Origin of the sequence: Allobosea psychrotolerans (genome assembly GCF_002917105.1) — a bacterium.
GTDB classification, from domain to species: domain Bacteria; phylum Pseudomonadota; class Alphaproteobacteria; order Rhizobiales; family Beijerinckiaceae; genus Allobosea; species Allobosea psychrotolerans.
Map to the genome: position 1 here is coordinate 22,163 of NZ_PQFZ01000007.1, position 15,220 is coordinate 37,382.

A 15,220-nucleotide genomic window follows, 5' to 3' on the forward strand; every position below is an offset into this window, starting at 1 on the left:
CGAACTATCGCCGATTTCGACACAACCGGCTAAAAGCCGTGCAAGGTCGCTCGATTGCCAGGCATGTTGCTTTCGCGGGATACGTTGCATCGGCGCAACAATCTCAGGGCTATCCAGACGCAGCCGCGTCATGCGCGCGAACTCACTTGTCATTGTGCGCCCCATCCGCTCAGGTGCGCGCCACCCGAATTAGATCGATTGAAACAGGGGGAAACACCATGAAACTGCTGCGATACGGCCCTTTTGGCGAGGAGAAGCCGGGTCTTCTCGACGCGAAGGGCGGCTTGCGCGACCTCTCCGGCGTCATTCCGGATCTGGCCGGCAAGACGCTCGGCTCGGCCTCGCTCGCCAAGCTCAAGGCGCTCGACCCCGAATCGCTGCCGCTCGTCCAGGGCTCGCCGCGGATCGGCGCCTGCGTCGGCGACGTGCATAATTTCATCGCCGTCGGCCTCAACTTCGCCGATCACGCCGCCGAGACCGGCGCCGCGATCCCCAAGGAGCCGATCCTGTTCAACAAGGCGCCGAACTGCATCGTCGGCCCCTATGACGACGTGATGATCCCGAAGGCCTCGGTGAAGACCGACTGGGAGGTCGAGCTCGCCATCGTGATCGGCGACGGCGGCTCCTATATCGACGAGAAAGACGCCATGGCCGCGATCGCCGGCTTCTGCGTCTGCAACGACGTCTCGGAGCGCGAGTTCCAGGCCGAGCGCGGCGGGCAATGGGCCAAAGGCAAGGGCTGCCCGACCTTCGGGCCGCTCGGCCCCTGGCTGGTGACCCCCGACGAGATCGCCGACGTGCAGAATCTCGGCATGTGGCTCGAGGTCGATGGCGAGCGCGTCCAGAACGGCTCGACCAAGACGATGATCTTCGGCGCCGCCTATCTGGTGCATTACATCAGCCAGTTCATGCGGCTGGATGCCGGCGACGTCATCACCACCGGTACGCCCCCCGGCGTCGGCCTCGGTTTCAAGCCGCCGCGCTTCCTGAAGGGCGGCGAGGTCGTCACGCTCGGCATCGAGGGGCTGGGGACGCAGAAGCAGAACTTCGTGCCGTACAAGGCTGCCTGAGGGCTTAAAAAAAGCGCCACCATGACCGCTTGACCCGGTCATGGTGGCGAAGATCCAACCGGCCAACAGCCCTCATCTGCCATGAGCGCGTGCCGGAGGCGGTCCGCCGGAGTGACGACGCCCCGAACAGCAGCCAACCGGCCGCATGTGTTTCTGAAGATTTCACGCCGGCGCGATCCGCGCACCCCCCAAATGGGGGCATTCCGAGAGCTGTTTCTCCTCAAACTCGATCGTTCAACGGCTCCAGCTCGTTGTTTTGAGCGTCGTTCTCACGCGAAGCGGTCTCTGCTTCGCTCGCAAACGCTCTGGCATGTGACCGCAGAACCAGGCGCAGAGGGATTGATCCTGCCGCCTCAGGCTATCAGCCGAGCTTGGCCGCGCCCTGAAGCATGCCGACGAGGTCCGACTGGCGGTGAACTCCCGTCTTGGCGAGGACGCGCTTGAGCGTCGTGCGGGCGGTTCCCTCCGTCACGCCCAGTCGCTGCGCCGCCTGTCGGGGCGCGTGCCCGGCGGCGATCATCGCTGCCAGCTTCGCTTCCGCCGGCGTCAAGTCGAACAGGCCCTCGATGAGATCGGCGCCCAGAATGCGATGGGGCAGCACCGGCGTCGCGACCAGGATCGCGCTGGCCAGCGTGAACACGTCGCGCGCCCGGCCTGTCACCGGCGAGAGATGCACGACGATGGGCGGGTGCCCCTGCCCTGCCGGGATCGCGATCGAACGCACCGCCGCATCATGAGCCTGATGAGCGAGCGCCGCCATGGCGGTCTCCAGCATGCGGTCGGCGGCAGCGTCGACGATCCCGAGCCGCGCCGGCCGGTCGCGGAAGACCGCTGGCATCAGCGCGCTCAGCAGGCTGTTGCAGCTGAGAATGCGACCGCCCGGTCCGAGCACGGCGCCTGGCAAACCCATCATTTCGAGGGCCTGGGCGGCAGCCCTCGCCCGCTCCAGCCCGAGACGCCGCGCCAGCAGGCCGGCGCGGGCGAAATGCGGCCGCAGGCGGTTGAGCGAGGCGACCGCCTCGGGTTCCACAGTGCCTTCCTCGAAGCCGCGCTCGCAATGGACGACGATGACATCGCCGGAGGGGCAAGCAATGGCAGTTGCCGTAGCCGAGCCATAGCCGGAAGGAATCAGCATCTCCTGATAGAGTGGCTCGGTGGCGATCTCGTCGGGTGTGAACACATCCGCATCGGTGATGAAGCCGGCATGCCGACAGGCGAGAAGCCGCAAACTGCGCTGGTTCACCGGCACGGGCAGGCGCAGCATGATGTCGTTATAGGTCGTCTCGAAGGCCGCGCTCGACGCCGTCAGGCGCGCCTCCCCGTCCAGTATCGTGCCGAACAGCGCCTCGCGGCAGCCGGCAACCTCGGCCGTCGCCCGCAACACCTCCGGCCATCCCTCGGAGACGATGGCCGCCTCGTAGATGCGGTCGATCAGTTGGTTTTCCGGGGGCGCGGCCGTCGGCAAGAACCTCATCCTTTCGCCGCGCCTTTGCGGCGCGCATCTATCACTATGATACGATGCGCGCCTGAAACGGACTTGCGCTGGAACAAGCGCCTCTTCACGTTTCCGTGAAGGCCTGAGGTCAGCCCTCGGCCAGCCCCAGCATCAGCCGGATATTCTGCACCGCCGCACCCGACGCGCCCTTGCCGAGGTTGTCGAGCTTGGCGACCAGCACCGCCTGCCCCAGCGCGTCATCGCCGAAGACGCGCAGTTCGAGCCGGTTGGTGTCGTTGAGCGATTCCGGCTCCAGCTTGCCGCCGGCCTGAGCGCTCGGCACGACGCTGACATAGGTCGAACCGGCATAGTGCGCGGTCAGCGCGGCCTCGAGCGCGGCGGTCGTCGGCTTGCCCGGCAGCATGTCGAGATGCAGCGGAATCGAGACCAGCATGCCCTGCCGGAAATTCCCGACCGAGGGCACGAAGATCGGCCGCCGCGTCAGGCGCGAATAGAGCTGCAATTCCGGCAGATGCTTGTGGTGGAGGCCAAGCCCGTAGAGCTCGAAGGCCGGGGCAGCGCCGGCCTCATGGGCCTCGATCATGCTCTTGCCGCCGCCGGAATAGCCCGACACCGCATTGACGGTAATGGGGTGGTCCTGCGCCAGCAGGCCGGCATCGACCAGCGGCCGCAGCAGCGCGATCGCGCCAGTCGGATAGCAGCCGGGGTTGGAGACGCGGTTGGCATTGGCGATCTTCTCGGCATGGCCCGGCGCCATCTCGGCAAAGCCATAGACCCAGTCCGGCGCGACGCGATGGGCCGTCGCCGCATCGACGATCTTGGGCGCATCGCCACCCAGCTCATCGGCGAGCGCGACCGATTCCCTGGCCGCATCATCGGGCAGGCAGAGCACGACGAGATCGACACCCGCCATCATCTCCTTGCGCGCGGCTGGGTCCTTGCGCTTGTCGGCAGCGATGCTCTTGACCACGACCTCTGGCACGGCCGCGAGCCTGTCGCGGATGCCGAGCCCGGTGGTGCCGGCCTCGCCGTCGATGAAGATGGATTTCAGGTTCTGGCTCATCTGGACCCCCGATGGGTGCGAAAGCAGGTTGCTTCGTCGGCTTCAGACATAAAAAAACCGCGCTCATGGCGCGGTCGCGGACAATCGGACTAGCAGCCGAGCGTCATCGCGGTCGCGCAGAGGCGGCCATGGTCGGGCGACGTCGGATCAGGTTCGTGATCATAGGGAGGGATATGATGGAGGGAGGCTGCGCTGTCAATCTCGACACGTCGCCTCCGTCATTCTCGGGCGAAGCACAGCGAAGACCCGAGAATCTCTTGCAGGAGATGCTCGGGTCGAGCCCGAGCATGACGGTGCCAGGTCTCTGAGGCATTTGAATCGGTTGCGCCGCAGCGCTGCCAGACCGATGCAACCCGCATCACCCCATCTTCTTCAGCGCCAGCGCCTGGATGTAATGCTGCGCCACGGCCGCGCCGGCGATCGCGGTCGCGTCGGCATGGTCATAGGGCGGCGAGACCTCGACCACGTCCATGCCGCAGAAATCGAGGTCGCGGATGCCCCAGACCATGCCCAGCCCCTGCGCCGAGGAGAGCCCGCCCGCCACCGGCGTGCCGGTGCCCGGCGCGAAGGCGGGGTCGAGCCCGTCAATGTCGAAGGTCAGATAGGCCGACCCCTGCCCGACCCGCTCCTTGATGCGCGCAACGACGCCGTCCACGCCCAGCGCCTGCGCCTCATAGCCGTCGATGATCGCGATGCCGCAATCGCGCGGGGCGACCGTGCGGATGCCGATCTGGATCGAACGCTCGACATCGAGCAGCCCCTCGCGCACCGCCTCCAGCACGAAAGTGCCGTGGCTGATCGCGCCGACGCCGTCATCCCAGGTGTCCTGATGCGCATCGAACTGCACCAAAGCGAGCTTGCCATGGCGGGCGACATGGGCGCGCAGCAGCGGCAAGGTGATGAAATGGTCGCCGCCGAGCGTGACGAGATGGGCGCCGCTGGCGATGATCTTCGCGGCCCCGTCCTCGATCGCCTTGGCGCAGCCCTGGAGATCGCTGCGCGGCAGCAGGCAATCGCCGTAATCGACAGCCGAGAGATGCTCGAACGGGTCGATGCGCGAGGGATATTGCGCGTCGCCGTCGAAGATCGCGCTGACGCGGCGCAGGGCTTGCGGGCCGAAGCGCGTGCCAGGCCGGTTCGAGACGGCAAGGTCGAAGGGCACGCCCCAGATCACAAGGTCGCAGCCGGTGACGTCCTTGCTGTAGCGGCGGCGCATGAAGGAGAGCGCGCCCGCATAGGTCGGGTCATGCGCGGCGCCGTGCCTGTCGCCGGTGAAGGCGTGGTCGATCGTCGGGGTGTCGGCGGGTTCGGTCATGTCAGCGATCTCAAAAGGGCTCAGCGGCGCGGGCCGGCAAGCCAGACATAGAGGCACCAGGGCAGGATCAGCGCGAGCGCGGAAAGCACCAGCCGCAGCGTCGTCCAGGCGATCGGATAGTCCAGCGCCCGGCCGTCGAGTTCCGGCACGCCGTGGATCATCCCGAGCGCGATGGCCGGCGCCAGAAAGATCACCAATGCGCTGCCGATGCGCCGGCCACGGGATGCATCCTCGCGCGACAGCGCAAGCAGCGAAGGCACGGCGATCATGGCGAAAGCGATCAGGACGAGCAGGACGCGCATGGAGTTCCGGAGCGGCGGGTCGAATTCTAGAGCCGGATGCGAAAAACCGGTTCCCACCTTTTCGCATCCGGCTCTGAGATTTAGCACGGCACGCCCGCTGCTCCAGCCGCCGCGGCAGGGCTGCACAGCCGAATCTGTCGTTTCCAGCGGATTTTTCGCTGGGCCCGCCGCGCGCGCTTCGAGATCGACGCTCCGCCGGCGCAGGTGTAGAACCGCGCTTGCCCTCTCGCCGGATCAGCTTCATGCCTCACGATGCCTACCCCGACAGCCTGATCCGCGACATCCTCAAGAGCGTGAAGCGCATTGCGCTGGTCGGAGCCTCCAGCAACGAGGCACGGCCGAGCTGGATCGTGACGAAATACCTGCTCGATCGCGGTTATGACGTCATTCCCGTCAATCCCGGGCTCGCCGGACAGACCCTGCTTGGCAAAACCGTCTATGGCTCGCTCAGGGATATCCCCGGCGCGATCGACATGGTCGAGATCTTCCGCAATTCCGAAGCCGCCGGACCGATCACCGATGAGGCGCTGACGCTCGATCCTCTGCCCAAGGTGATCTGGATGCAGCTTTCGGTGCGCAATGACGAGGCCGCCGCGCGGGCCGAGGCGAAAGGCGTCACGGTCATCATGAATCGCTGCCCCAAGATCGAATATGGCCGGCTCTCCGGCGAGATCGGCTGGCAGGGCATCAATTCACGGATACTCTCCTCGAAGAAGCCGGTGCTCGCCGGCAAGGGTTTTCAGAAGCTGACGATCCACCGGCCGGGGACGTAAACCCGCATCATAGTCGGGCTTGTCCCGGCCATCTCGTCAACCAGCTGGCTGGTCATGAGATTGTCGGGGCACAAGCCCGAGAATGACGCGCAGTGGAGAAGCGCGCATGGCAAACCTCTCCACCACCTGCTGCATCGCCGGAGGCGGCCCGGCCGGGATGATGCTCGGCTTCCTGCTGGCGCGGGCCGGCGTTGACGTCATCGTGCTGGAAAAGCATGCCGATTTCCTGCGCGATTTCCGCGGCGACACCATCCATCCCTCGACCCTGCAATTGATGCACGAGCTCGGCCTGCTCGAGGATTTCCTCAAGCTGCCGCACACCAAGACCCGCGAGCTCGCCATCCGCTTCGGTAGCGAGACCATCCAGTTCGTCGATTTCTCGCATCTGCCGGTCGCGGCTCCCTATGTCGCGATGATGCCGCAATGGGATTTCCTCGACTTCCTGGCCGATAGGGGCCGCGAGCAGGCGCGCTTCACCTTGCTGATGAGTGCGAAGGCCGAGGGGCTGATCGAGGAGGACGGCCGGATCACCGGCCTCACCGGCACGGCCGATGACGGCCCGCTCAGCATCCGCGCCGATCTCGTCGTCGCGGTCGATGGGCGCCGCTCCGACATCCGGGCGGCGTCCGGCCTGAAAAGCCTCGACATCGGCGCTCCCATGGACGTGCTCTGGTTCAGGCTGCCGCGCGAGGCCGGCGACCCCGGCCAGACCGGCGGCCAGGTCGCCAATGGCCGCCTGCTCGTCACGCTCGACCGGGGCGATTACTGGCAATGCGCCTTCGTCATTCCCAAGGGCCGGTTCGACGCACTGCGAGCAGCCGGGCTCCAGGCCTTCCGCGAGGGCATCGTCAAACTCGCACCCTGGTTCGCCAACCGGATCGACGTCATCGCGGACTGGGACGAGATCAAGCTGCTGACCGTCGCGGTCGACCGGCTCGAGCGCTGGTGGCGCCCAGGTTTGCTCTGCATCGGCGACGCGGCGCATGCGATGTCACCGATCGGCGGCGTCGGGGTCAATCTCGCGGTCCAGGACGCGGTCGCGGCAGCCAATCGCCTCGCCGCGCCCTTGCGCGAGAAGCGGCTCACCGATGCCGATCTCGCAGCCGTGCAGGAGCGCCGGGAGTTCCCGACCAGGGCGACGCAACGCATCCAGGTCCTGGCCCAGAACCGCATCATCTCGCCGCTGCTGGCGCGCGCCGACAGCGGCGCCCCGCTCGGCCCGCCTTTCCTGCTCAGGCTGTTCGGTTGGTTCCCGATCCTGCGCCGCATCCCGGCGCGCATCGTCGGCCTCGGCATCAGGCCCGAGCATATCGGGCCACAGCTCGCAGCCCGCCCTTGAACACCCGGCCCCTGAATTGACGCCGTCGCGACCGTTCTTTAAAACGAACGCACCGTCTCGAATTCAGAAGTCTTCAGGGAGCACGCCATGACCGACCGCGCACCGGGTTTCCACACGCTTGCGATCCATGCGGGCGCGGCCCCTGACGCAGCCACCGGCGCGCGCGCCACGCCGATCTACCAGACCACCAGCTTCGTCTTCGACGATGTCGACCACGCCGCCTCGCTCTTCGGCCTGCAGGCCTTCGGCAATATCTACAGCCGCATCGGCAACCCGACCAATGCGGTGCTGGAAGAGCGCGTGGCTGCGCTCGAAGGCGGCACGGCGGCCCTCGCCGTCGCCTCGGGCCACGCCGCCGAATTCCTGACCTTCCACGCGCTGCTGCAGCCGGGCGATGAGTTCGTCGCCGCCAAGAAGCTCTATGGCGGCTCGATCAACCAGTTCAACCACTCCTACAAGAACTTCGGCTGGGGCGTGATCTGGGCTGATTCCGACGATCTCGAGAGCTTCGCCGCCGCAGTCACGCCCAAGACCAAGGCGATCTTCATCGAATCGATCGCCAATCCCGGTGGCGTCGTCGTCGACATCGCCGGCATCGCCAAGATCGCCAAGCAGCACAACATCCCGCTCATCGTCGACAACACGATGGCGAGCCCCTATCTGATCCGCCCCTTCGAGCATGGCGCCGACATCGTCGTGCACTCCGCCACCAAGTTCCTGGGCGGGCACGGCAATTCCGTCGGCGGCATCATCGTCGATGGCGGCTCGTTCAACTGGGTCGGCGACGACCGCTACCCGATGCTGTCGAAGCCGCGGCCGGAGTATAACGGCATGGTGCTGGGCGAGACCTTCGGCAATTTCGCCTTCGCCATCGCGACCCGCGTGCTCGGCCTGCGCGACATGGGTCCGGCGCTCTCGCCCTTCAACGCCTTCCTGATCCTGACCGGCATCGAAACCCTGCCGCTGCGCATGCAGCGCCATTGCGAGAATGCGCTGGCCGTCGCCACGCATCTGTCGAGCCACCCGGCAGTGGAATGGGTCAGCTATGCCAGCCTGCCCGGCAACAAGTATTACGAGCTCGCCCAGCGCTATTCGCCCAAGGGCGGCGGCGCGGTCATGACCATCGGCCTCAAGGGCGGCTACGAGGCCGGCGTCAAGCTGGTCACGGACCTCAAGCTGTTCTCCCATCTCGCCAATATCGGCGACACCCGCTCGCTGGTGATCCACCCGGCCTCGACCACCCATCGCCAGCTCACGGACGCGCAGAAGACGGCCTCGGGCGCCGGACCGGAGGTGGTGCGGCTCTCGATCGGGCTGGAGGATGTTGCAGACCTGATCGACGATCTCGACCAGGCGCTGGGCTGAGCCTCAGACGTCATGCTCGGGCTGCGCTTGGCGCGGACCCGAGCACCTCTCGCAAGCGAGCCTCGTCTTCACGAGCTGCTCGGGTCAAGCCCGAGCATGACGCGCCGCCCCTTCCGTCCGCGTCAGATGCACCACGCCCATGGCGAGCACGGTGAAGCCGAGCGCCTGATGCGCCAGCCCCGCCCAGAGCGGCACGACCAGCAGCAAGGTCACGATGCCGAGCGCCGATTGCGCCAGGACGAGACCTGAGATTGCGGTGGCGCGCTTGGCCGCGCCCGAGCCCGGCATGATGCGGCGCAGCCAGAACATGTGCCAGAGCGCGACCGCGAGCAGGAGATAGGCGCCGAGGCGGTGGTTGAACTGCACCAGGGCGACATTGTCGACGAAGTTCTCCCAGAACGGGTTTTGCGCAAACAGCATCGAGGCCGGCGGCACGAGCGCACCGTCCATCAGCGGCCAGGTGTTGAGGGTGAAGCCAGCCCGCGCCCCCGCCACGAGCCCGCCGAGCGCGATCTGCAGGAAGAGCAGCGCCAGGAGCAGCCAGGCGACGGCTCGCCCCCGCGCCGGCTCGACGCGCCGCAGCGGTGTCAGCGAGGTCGCGAAGGCGACGACCGAGGCGAAGAACAGCCCGGCGAAGGTGAGATGCAACGTCAGTTTCACCGGCGCGACGGCGACCATGCCGGGCTCCAACCCCGAAGCCACCATGATCCAGCCGATCGCCCCTTGCAGGCCCAGCAGCAGGCCCATGCCGAAGAGGGTGAGCGTCCGCCGCCAGGGCAGCAGGCGGCGCAGCGCCACGACCAGGAAACCGGCGAGATAGACCAGGCCGATGAAGCGGCCGAGCTGGCGGTGGCCCCATTCCCACCAATAGATGAACTTGAACTCGCCGATCGCCATGCCGGCATTGAGGAGCTGGTATTGCGGGCTGGCGCGGTATTTCTCGAACTCGGCCGCCCAGGCAGCCTCCGAGAGCGGCGGCAGCGCACCGGTGATCGGCTTCCATTCGGTGATCGAGAGACCCGAGCCCGTCAATCGCGTCGCGCCGCCGACGATGACCATGACGAAGACGAGCGCGGCGACGATCCAGAGCCAGCGGCGGATGCCGGCATGGCTGGTATCGCTGCGGGTCTGGGAAACGGGCTGGTCCAGGGCGATCGTCACGGAAGCTGCGCCTTCGCTCGTCAATGCCGCGCTTCACAATCAGACGCGCGGGTGACAGATAGACCCGCAAGATAGACCCGACAACGCCCGCATTGCCGCAGCCGACGGCCTGCAGGGCCGGAGACGAAGCATGACCCAGAGCCACCGCAAGCTGATCGGCACCGTCGCAATCCTCGTCTTCGTCTGCGTCTACGCGCTCGTCGCCATGGCGCTGGCCCAGGGCCGCATCACCGAGGCGCCCAAGCTGGTGCAGACGATCGCCTATATCGCGCTCGGCCTCGCCTGGGTGCTGCCGCTCCTGCCGCTGATCCGCTGGATGGAGCGCAAGGACGAGAGGTGAAGGGCAGCGCGACGCCTCTTCCCTTCTCCCACCCATCCCGGGCTTGCCCGAGATGGGCAACCCAAAGTGTCAAAGTCGGCAACAGCCGACTTTGATGCGGGAGAAGGTGGCTCGGCGAAGCCGAGACGGATGAGGGGGCGCTGTGAGCTATCCGACTAGGCAAATATGACACCAACCGGACAGGGCACGGCGCCCCCTCATCCGGCGCTGCGTGCCACCTTCTTCCGCGAGGGGAGAAGGGAAGCGAGCTAACCCACATTCACCCGCCGCCCCCGGTTCCAGAGCAGGAAGGGCAGGCCCGAGAGCAGCGCCCGCACCGCCTCCTCGCTCTGGTGATGACCGTTGAGCGAGACGCGCGGCAAGGCGTGGAGATGGCGCGCATGCGCGTCGAAGAGATGGCCCGGCCGCGTCGTCACGGCGCTGGCGAACCCCGCCTTCGCCGCCATCTTGAACTCGCGGGGCCCGGCCGAACCGGGATCGCCGACCGGATAGGCGAAATGGCGGATGGGGATGCCGAGTTCCGCCTCCAGCCGCGCCTTGCTCTCGACGATCTCGCCGCGGGCGATCTCGGCCTCGTGTTTCGCCAGTATCGGGTGACTGAGCGTATGGGCGCCGATCGTCACGCCGGGCGCCCCGGAGACGGCGCGCAGCGTCTCCCAGGGCAGGCAATCGCGCTCGGTCAACGCAGCGGAATCGACGTCGGCCTGCTGCGCCAGGGCGGAAATCGCAGCGAGCAGAATCGCTTCCGGCTGTTTGCGCAGACGCCAGTAGAGCGTGGTGAAGGCGTGCAGCTTCTCGGCATCGGTTTCGGTACGGGCGGCAAAGCCGCCATCGGGCAGCTCCAGCGCGATGCGCGGCAGGACGCGGATCGCCTCCTCCAGCTCCAGCCACCACAGCCTTGCGCTGCGGTCGGCGAAGCCCGGCGTCACGAACAGCGTCCAGGGCGCCTCATGCTTCGCCAGCACCGGCCAGGCATGGTCGAGATTGTCGCGATAGCCGTCGTCGAAGGTCAGCGCGACGAAGAAGCGGCTCTGCCTGTTGCTGGTCAGGCGCGCGACCGCCTCGTCGAGCGAGACGATGTCATAACCCTGCGCCCTGATCAGCGTCAGGGTCAGGTCGAGAAATTCCGGCGTGATCTCCAGCAGGCGGTTGGGCTGGAAGCCGGCAGGCGAAGCCGGCCGGACATGGTGCAATGTCAGGATCACGCCCGCGCCTTGCGCAGATCCCCTGCCCCAGCGATCGGCGCGCGTCAGCGCGATCGCCTTGAACACGGCCGAGAAGGCTTTGTGGCGCAGAGTCATCGCTTATCCCTGGAACACTGCCGCGTGTCTCCGAATCGCGGACATGCTCTACCTCCTTGTTTTATCGCATTGTCTTCACGCGAACCGGTGTCCACTCCGCGCGAAAATGCTCTGGCAACCGCTCGGTAACGCTGTTCACCGATCTCGCGGCCGGCTCACGCGAGCTTGACCGGTCTGTTCACAATAGCGGGTTAAAAGGGCGCATCATTTGCCCGCAGAGGCCGCCTGAGCATGTCCGCACTCGCCGAACGCCCTTCGGCCCTGTCTCTCACCGAGGACCGCAGCGCGCTTGGCGCCCTGCCCTGGCGTTCGCTCGCAATCTCCTCCGACATCACCGCGATCGAAGCCGATTGGCGCGCGCTGGAGGCGCATGCGCTGGTGACGCCCTATCAGGCCTATGGCTGGGTGCAGCCCTTCACCGATACGGTCGGTACGGCCCATGGCATGGATTTCCGCTATGCCGTGCTGCGCGACGCGCTGGCCCAGGCCATCGCGATCCTGCCGCTGGTCATCACGCGCCGCAACGGCATCCGCTTCGCCGAATTCATCGGCGGCAAGCACGCCAATTATCATATGGGCCTCTACGCGCCCGATTTCGCCGCCGCGCTCGATGCCGAGACGACGAGCCGGATGCTCGAGGAGATCGGGGCGGCGATCGGCGGGCTCGACGCCTTCGTCTTCGTCAACCAGCCGACGCTGTGGCAGGGCGTGGCGAACCCGACGGCCCTGCTCGCGGCCGGGCCGAGCCCGAGCGGCGCCTATAAGCTCGCGCTCACGCCGGGCGATTCCGACGGAGCGCTGCGGCGCGCCATGAGCAGCCATGCGCATAAGAAGCTCAAGAACAAGCGCAACCGCTTCGCCAGCTTCGGCGCGTCACGCCTCGTCAAGGCGGAGAGCCAGGCCGAGATCGCCAGCGTGATCGACGCCTTCCTGATCCAGAAGGCCGCACGCTTCAAGGCCATGGGCGTGCCCGATCCTTTCGCCGATCCGGCAATGCGCTCCTTCCTGCAGCGGGCTGCAGCGACGGGGGGCGCGGTCCAGCCTGCGCTCGAACTCTACTCGCTCGAGGTCGAGGGCCGTTCGGTCGCGACCTATGTCGGCGCGGTACAGGGCCAGCGCTTCTCCGGGATGGCGACGTCGTTCGACATGGACAGCGAGATCGCCAAGACCAGCCCCGGCGAGATCCTGCTGGTCGATCTGATCAAGCTGAAAGGCAAAGCCGGCATCAGCGTCTTCGATCTGGGCGTCGGCGAGGCGCGCTACAAGACGACGATCTGCGACGATCGCGACGAACTGGTCGACACCTTCCTGCCGCTCACGGTGAAGGGACGCGCCTTTGCCGGCCTGGCCCGGGCCAAGCGCGCGCTCAAGCGCCGGGTCAAGAGTTCGCCTGTGCTGCTGAAACTGGCGCAACGCGCCTCGGGCTGGCTGAATCGGGGCCGCAGCGCGAGCGAGGAATAGGCCTCAGGCCGGCTCCTCGTCATGCTGGCGCATCGTCGCCACCGCGCCGGCGAAGTTGACGGTCGGCGCATCGAGCACGAGCGCGACCGGCGCCTTCGTCAGATCCGAGAGGCGATAGGCCGCCTCGACCGCATGGCCGTTGCCGACCTGGCCGGCCATGACCAGGCCGCCCTGGGCGCGCCCGGCGATCGGCGCCAGAACGGCGCTGTCATCGCTCGAGGCTGCCGCCACCAGCACCCAGTCATAGGTCTCGCAGAGCGCGTCGAGCGCGACCTCGACGAGGTCGGGTGCCGCCAGCACCGCGTCGCGGCCGGCATGGCCGGGCCCGATGCGATGCAGCCGCGAACCCTCGGCACGCGTGATGATATCGGAGAACAGCGCCTCGCCGGCGAGCAGTTCCGAGAAGCCGGGCTGGCTGAGATCCCCGTCGACGACGAGATCGACGATGATGCAGCGGCAGCGCTGGGACAAAAGTTCGGCCAGGTCGCGCGCCGTCGTCGCGCCGTCGCCGCCGCCATCCAGCACCACGACCATCGGAGCCATGCCGCGCGGCGGCTCGTCGATCCGCTCGGCGAGATCGGCCAGCGTCTCTTCCGGCCGCTCGAGGTCGAGCGTGATCTGTCCGAGCCGGCCGCCATGGGTGAGCAGCCCCGCGACGCGCTCGCGGCGCGGATCGGTGCGAGCGGTCGTGCCGCCGCCGACCCAACCCGGAGTGCGCTGCGGCTTGCCGGACGGCGCACCGGCCTGCCCGTTGAGCAATTCGCGCGAGGCGACTGCGGCCAGTGCGATCATGAAGGTCGCCAGCGTCGCCACGACCATGGTCGGGATCTTCTTGGGGAAGGACGGCTCGGTCGGCTCCACGGCGCGCGAGATGATGCGGGCATCGGCCGGCGCAGCGTTCTGGGTGTCGCGCGCCATCGCCTCGCGGTAGCGCTGCATATACTGCTCGAGCTGGTCGCGCAGCGTCCGGGCCTCGCGCTCCAGGGCGCGCAGCTGCACCTCGCTGTCATTGGCGCTGGAGACGTTCTTCTTCTGGCCGTCGAGGGCGGCGGTGAAGCTCTCGACACGCTGGCCGGCGATCTTGGCCTCGTTCTCCAGAGTGCGCACCGCACGCTCGGAGGCAGCGCGGAGCTGACCCTCGAGATCGGCGAGCTGGGCGTTCAACTCCTTGATCCGCGGATGCTCGGAGAGAAGGTTGCGCGATTCCAGCGCGATCTGGGCGCGCAGGTTGACGCGCTGCTCGATCAGGCGACGCACGAGTTCGTTATTGGCGACATCGGGAATTTCGAAGGTACGGCCCTGCTTGATCGCGTCGCGGATCAGGCCGGCCTTGGCCTGCGCTTCGGCCTGCTGGCTACGGGCGGCAGAAAGCTGAGCCGAGAGATCGGTGAGCTGCTGGGAGGTGATCGTGGTGTTGTTGGCGCCAACCAGCAGGCCATTGCGGGAGCGGTATTCCTCGACCTTGGCCTCGGCCTCGGCAAGGCGTTTGCGCAAGGGCTCGATCGTGGTCGAGAGCCAGGAGGAGGCGCTGCGCGCCGTGTCCTGCTTCGCCGCCTCCTGCGCCTCCAGATAGGTGCTGGCGATGGTATTGGCGCCCTTGGCCGCGAGCTCAGGATCATGCGAGGTGAACTCGACCGAGACGATGCGCGAGCGACCGACGGGATAGACCAGCAAGCGGTCGTAATATTTCTCGAGGACGCGCTCCTCCGGCGACCGATCGGCCGGATGGCCGCCAATTCCGATCATCACGCCGATCTTCTTCAGTGCGCTCAGCGCGCCTGCACCCGCATCGAACTCGGAATTGCCGACAAGGCCGATGCGCTTGATCGCCTCGCGCGCCAGGTCACGCGACATGATGACCTGGACCTGGCTCTGCACGCCTTCGCTGTCGAATTGCTGGCCCGAACTCTCGCCGGTGCTCTGTCCCGGCCGCGTATAGAAGCTGTCGCGGTTCTCCAGAAGGATGCGCGCCTCCCCGGTGTAGCGGGCGGGGATGAGGTTGACCGCAACGAAGGACAGGCCGAGCGCCGCCACCGTGGGGGTGATGATCCAGAGCTTGCGATGCTTGATCGCCGCCCACAGCGCCGCCAGATCAAGCATGTCGCCGCGCGCCTCGCCGGCATCACGCCCATGGTTTTCGGCTCGCGCTTGGCTCTCGGTCTGAGCGGTCATGACGCTTCCCTTCACGGACACTTCGCGGCGCCCTGGAGAGAACGCGACCATCATCAAAGCTCAGTAAGGTTAGTGCCGGGTTAAAGCCGGAAACAGGCAGAC

At 67.0% G+C, this 15,220-nt stretch carries 13 protein-coding genes; 6 read left to right on the forward strand and 7 right to left on the reverse strand.

Going from position 1 to position 15,220, the window contains the following annotated elements; translation table 11 throughout:
• Window positions 1-218: 218 nt before the first annotated feature.
• Window positions 219-1,070, forward strand: coding sequence for a fumarylacetoacetate hydrolase family protein (locus CYD53_RS13635; RefSeq protein WP_103718643.1), 852 nt, complete (start codon window positions 219-221; stop codon window positions 1,068-1,070).
• 361 nt (window positions 1,071-1,431) lie between these two features.
• On the opposite strand, the gene CYD53_RS13640 is transcribed toward CYD53_RS13635, so the two are convergent.
• From CYD53_RS13640 to CYD53_RS13655, 4 genes are all read right to left on the reverse strand, one after another.
• Window positions 1,432-2,535 carry a helix-turn-helix transcriptional regulator gene (locus tag CYD53_RS13640; RefSeq protein ID WP_146055916.1) on the reverse strand — a complete coding sequence of 368 codons (1,104 nt, stop codon included), beginning with the start codon at window positions 2,533-2,535 and terminating at the stop codon, window positions 1,432-1,434.
• Between the two features lie 118 nt (window positions 2,536-2,653).
• Window positions 2,654-3,589: an N-acetyl-gamma-glutamyl-phosphate reductase gene (gene argC, locus CYD53_RS13645; RefSeq protein WP_103718645.1), complete on the reverse strand. Its 936-nt coding sequence runs from the start codon at window positions 3,587-3,589 to the stop codon at window positions 2,654-2,656.
• 358 nt (window positions 3,590-3,947) lie between these two features.
• Window positions 3,948-4,904, reverse strand: coding sequence for an agmatinase (gene speB / locus CYD53_RS13650; RefSeq protein WP_103718646.1), 957 nt, complete (start codon window positions 4,902-4,904; stop codon window positions 3,948-3,950).
• Between the two features lie 20 nt (window positions 4,905-4,924).
• The gene (locus CYD53_RS13655; protein ID WP_103718647.1) at window positions 4,925-5,206 is read right to left on the reverse strand and encodes a hypothetical protein; all 282 of its coding nucleotides are present in this window, start codon (window positions 5,204-5,206) and stop codon (window positions 4,925-4,927) included.
• A 242-nt stretch (window positions 5,207-5,448) separates the two neighbouring features.
• Here CYD53_RS13655 and CYD53_RS13660 point away from each other — a divergent pair, with 242 nt between their 5' ends.
• The 3 genes from CYD53_RS13660 (at window position 5,449) to CYD53_RS13670 (ending at window position 8,683) form a co-directional block, all read left to right on the forward strand.
• Window positions 5,449-5,979 carry a CoA-binding protein gene (locus CYD53_RS13660; RefSeq protein ID WP_103718648.1) on the forward strand — a complete coding sequence of 177 codons (531 nt, stop codon included), beginning with the start codon at window positions 5,449-5,451 and terminating at the stop codon, window positions 5,977-5,979.
• 106 nt (window positions 5,980-6,085) lie between these two features.
• The gene (locus CYD53_RS13665) at window positions 6,086-7,318 is read left to right on the forward strand and encodes an FAD-dependent oxidoreductase (protein ID WP_103718649.1); all 1,233 of its coding nucleotides are present in this window, start codon (window positions 6,086-6,088) and stop codon (window positions 7,316-7,318) included.
• 87 nt (window positions 7,319-7,405) lie between these two features.
• Complete coding sequence (locus CYD53_RS13670) at window positions 7,406-8,683, forward strand: O-acetylhomoserine aminocarboxypropyltransferase (protein WP_103718650.1); 1,278 nt, start codon at window positions 7,406-7,408, stop codon at window positions 8,681-8,683.
• A gap of 84 nt (window positions 8,684-8,767) precedes the next feature.
• Here CYD53_RS13670 and CYD53_RS13675 read toward each other — a convergent pair whose 3' ends face one another.
• On the reverse strand, window positions 8,768-9,868 hold the full coding sequence (locus tag CYD53_RS13675; RefSeq protein WP_425428296.1) for a COX15/CtaA family protein: 1,101 nt from the start codon (window positions 9,866-9,868) through the stop codon (window positions 8,768-8,770).
• Between the two features lie 106 nt (window positions 9,869-9,974).
• Between CYD53_RS13675 and CYD53_RS13680 the strand changes: the two genes are divergently transcribed.
• A complete protein-coding gene (locus CYD53_RS13680) occupies window positions 9,975-10,184 on the forward strand; it encodes a DUF2842 domain-containing protein (RefSeq protein WP_092164685.1) in 210 nt (69 codons plus the stop codon).
• Window positions 10,185-10,432: 248 nt separating this feature from the next.
• Here the strand turns inward: CYD53_RS13680 and CYD53_RS13685 are convergent, their stop codons facing one another.
• Window positions 10,433-11,485: a polysaccharide deacetylase family protein gene (locus CYD53_RS13685; protein ID WP_103718651.1), complete on the reverse strand. Its 1,053-nt coding sequence runs from the start codon at window positions 11,483-11,485 to the stop codon at window positions 10,433-10,435.
• Window positions 11,486-11,716: 231 nt separating this feature from the next.
• On the opposite strand from CYD53_RS13685, the gene CYD53_RS13690 reads away from it, so the two are divergent.
• Complete coding sequence (locus CYD53_RS13690; RefSeq protein ID WP_103718652.1) at window positions 11,717-12,946, forward strand: GNAT family N-acetyltransferase; 1,230 nt, start codon at window positions 11,717-11,719, stop codon at window positions 12,944-12,946.
• Window positions 12,947-12,949: 3 nt separating this feature from the next.
• Here the strand turns inward: CYD53_RS13690 and CYD53_RS13695 are convergent, their stop codons facing one another.
• Window positions 12,950-15,118, reverse strand: a complete 2,169-nt coding sequence (locus CYD53_RS13695; RefSeq protein ID WP_181011860.1) for a GumC family protein — start codon at window positions 15,116-15,118, stop codon at window positions 12,950-12,952.
• Window positions 15,119-15,220: the final 102 nt, after the last annotated feature.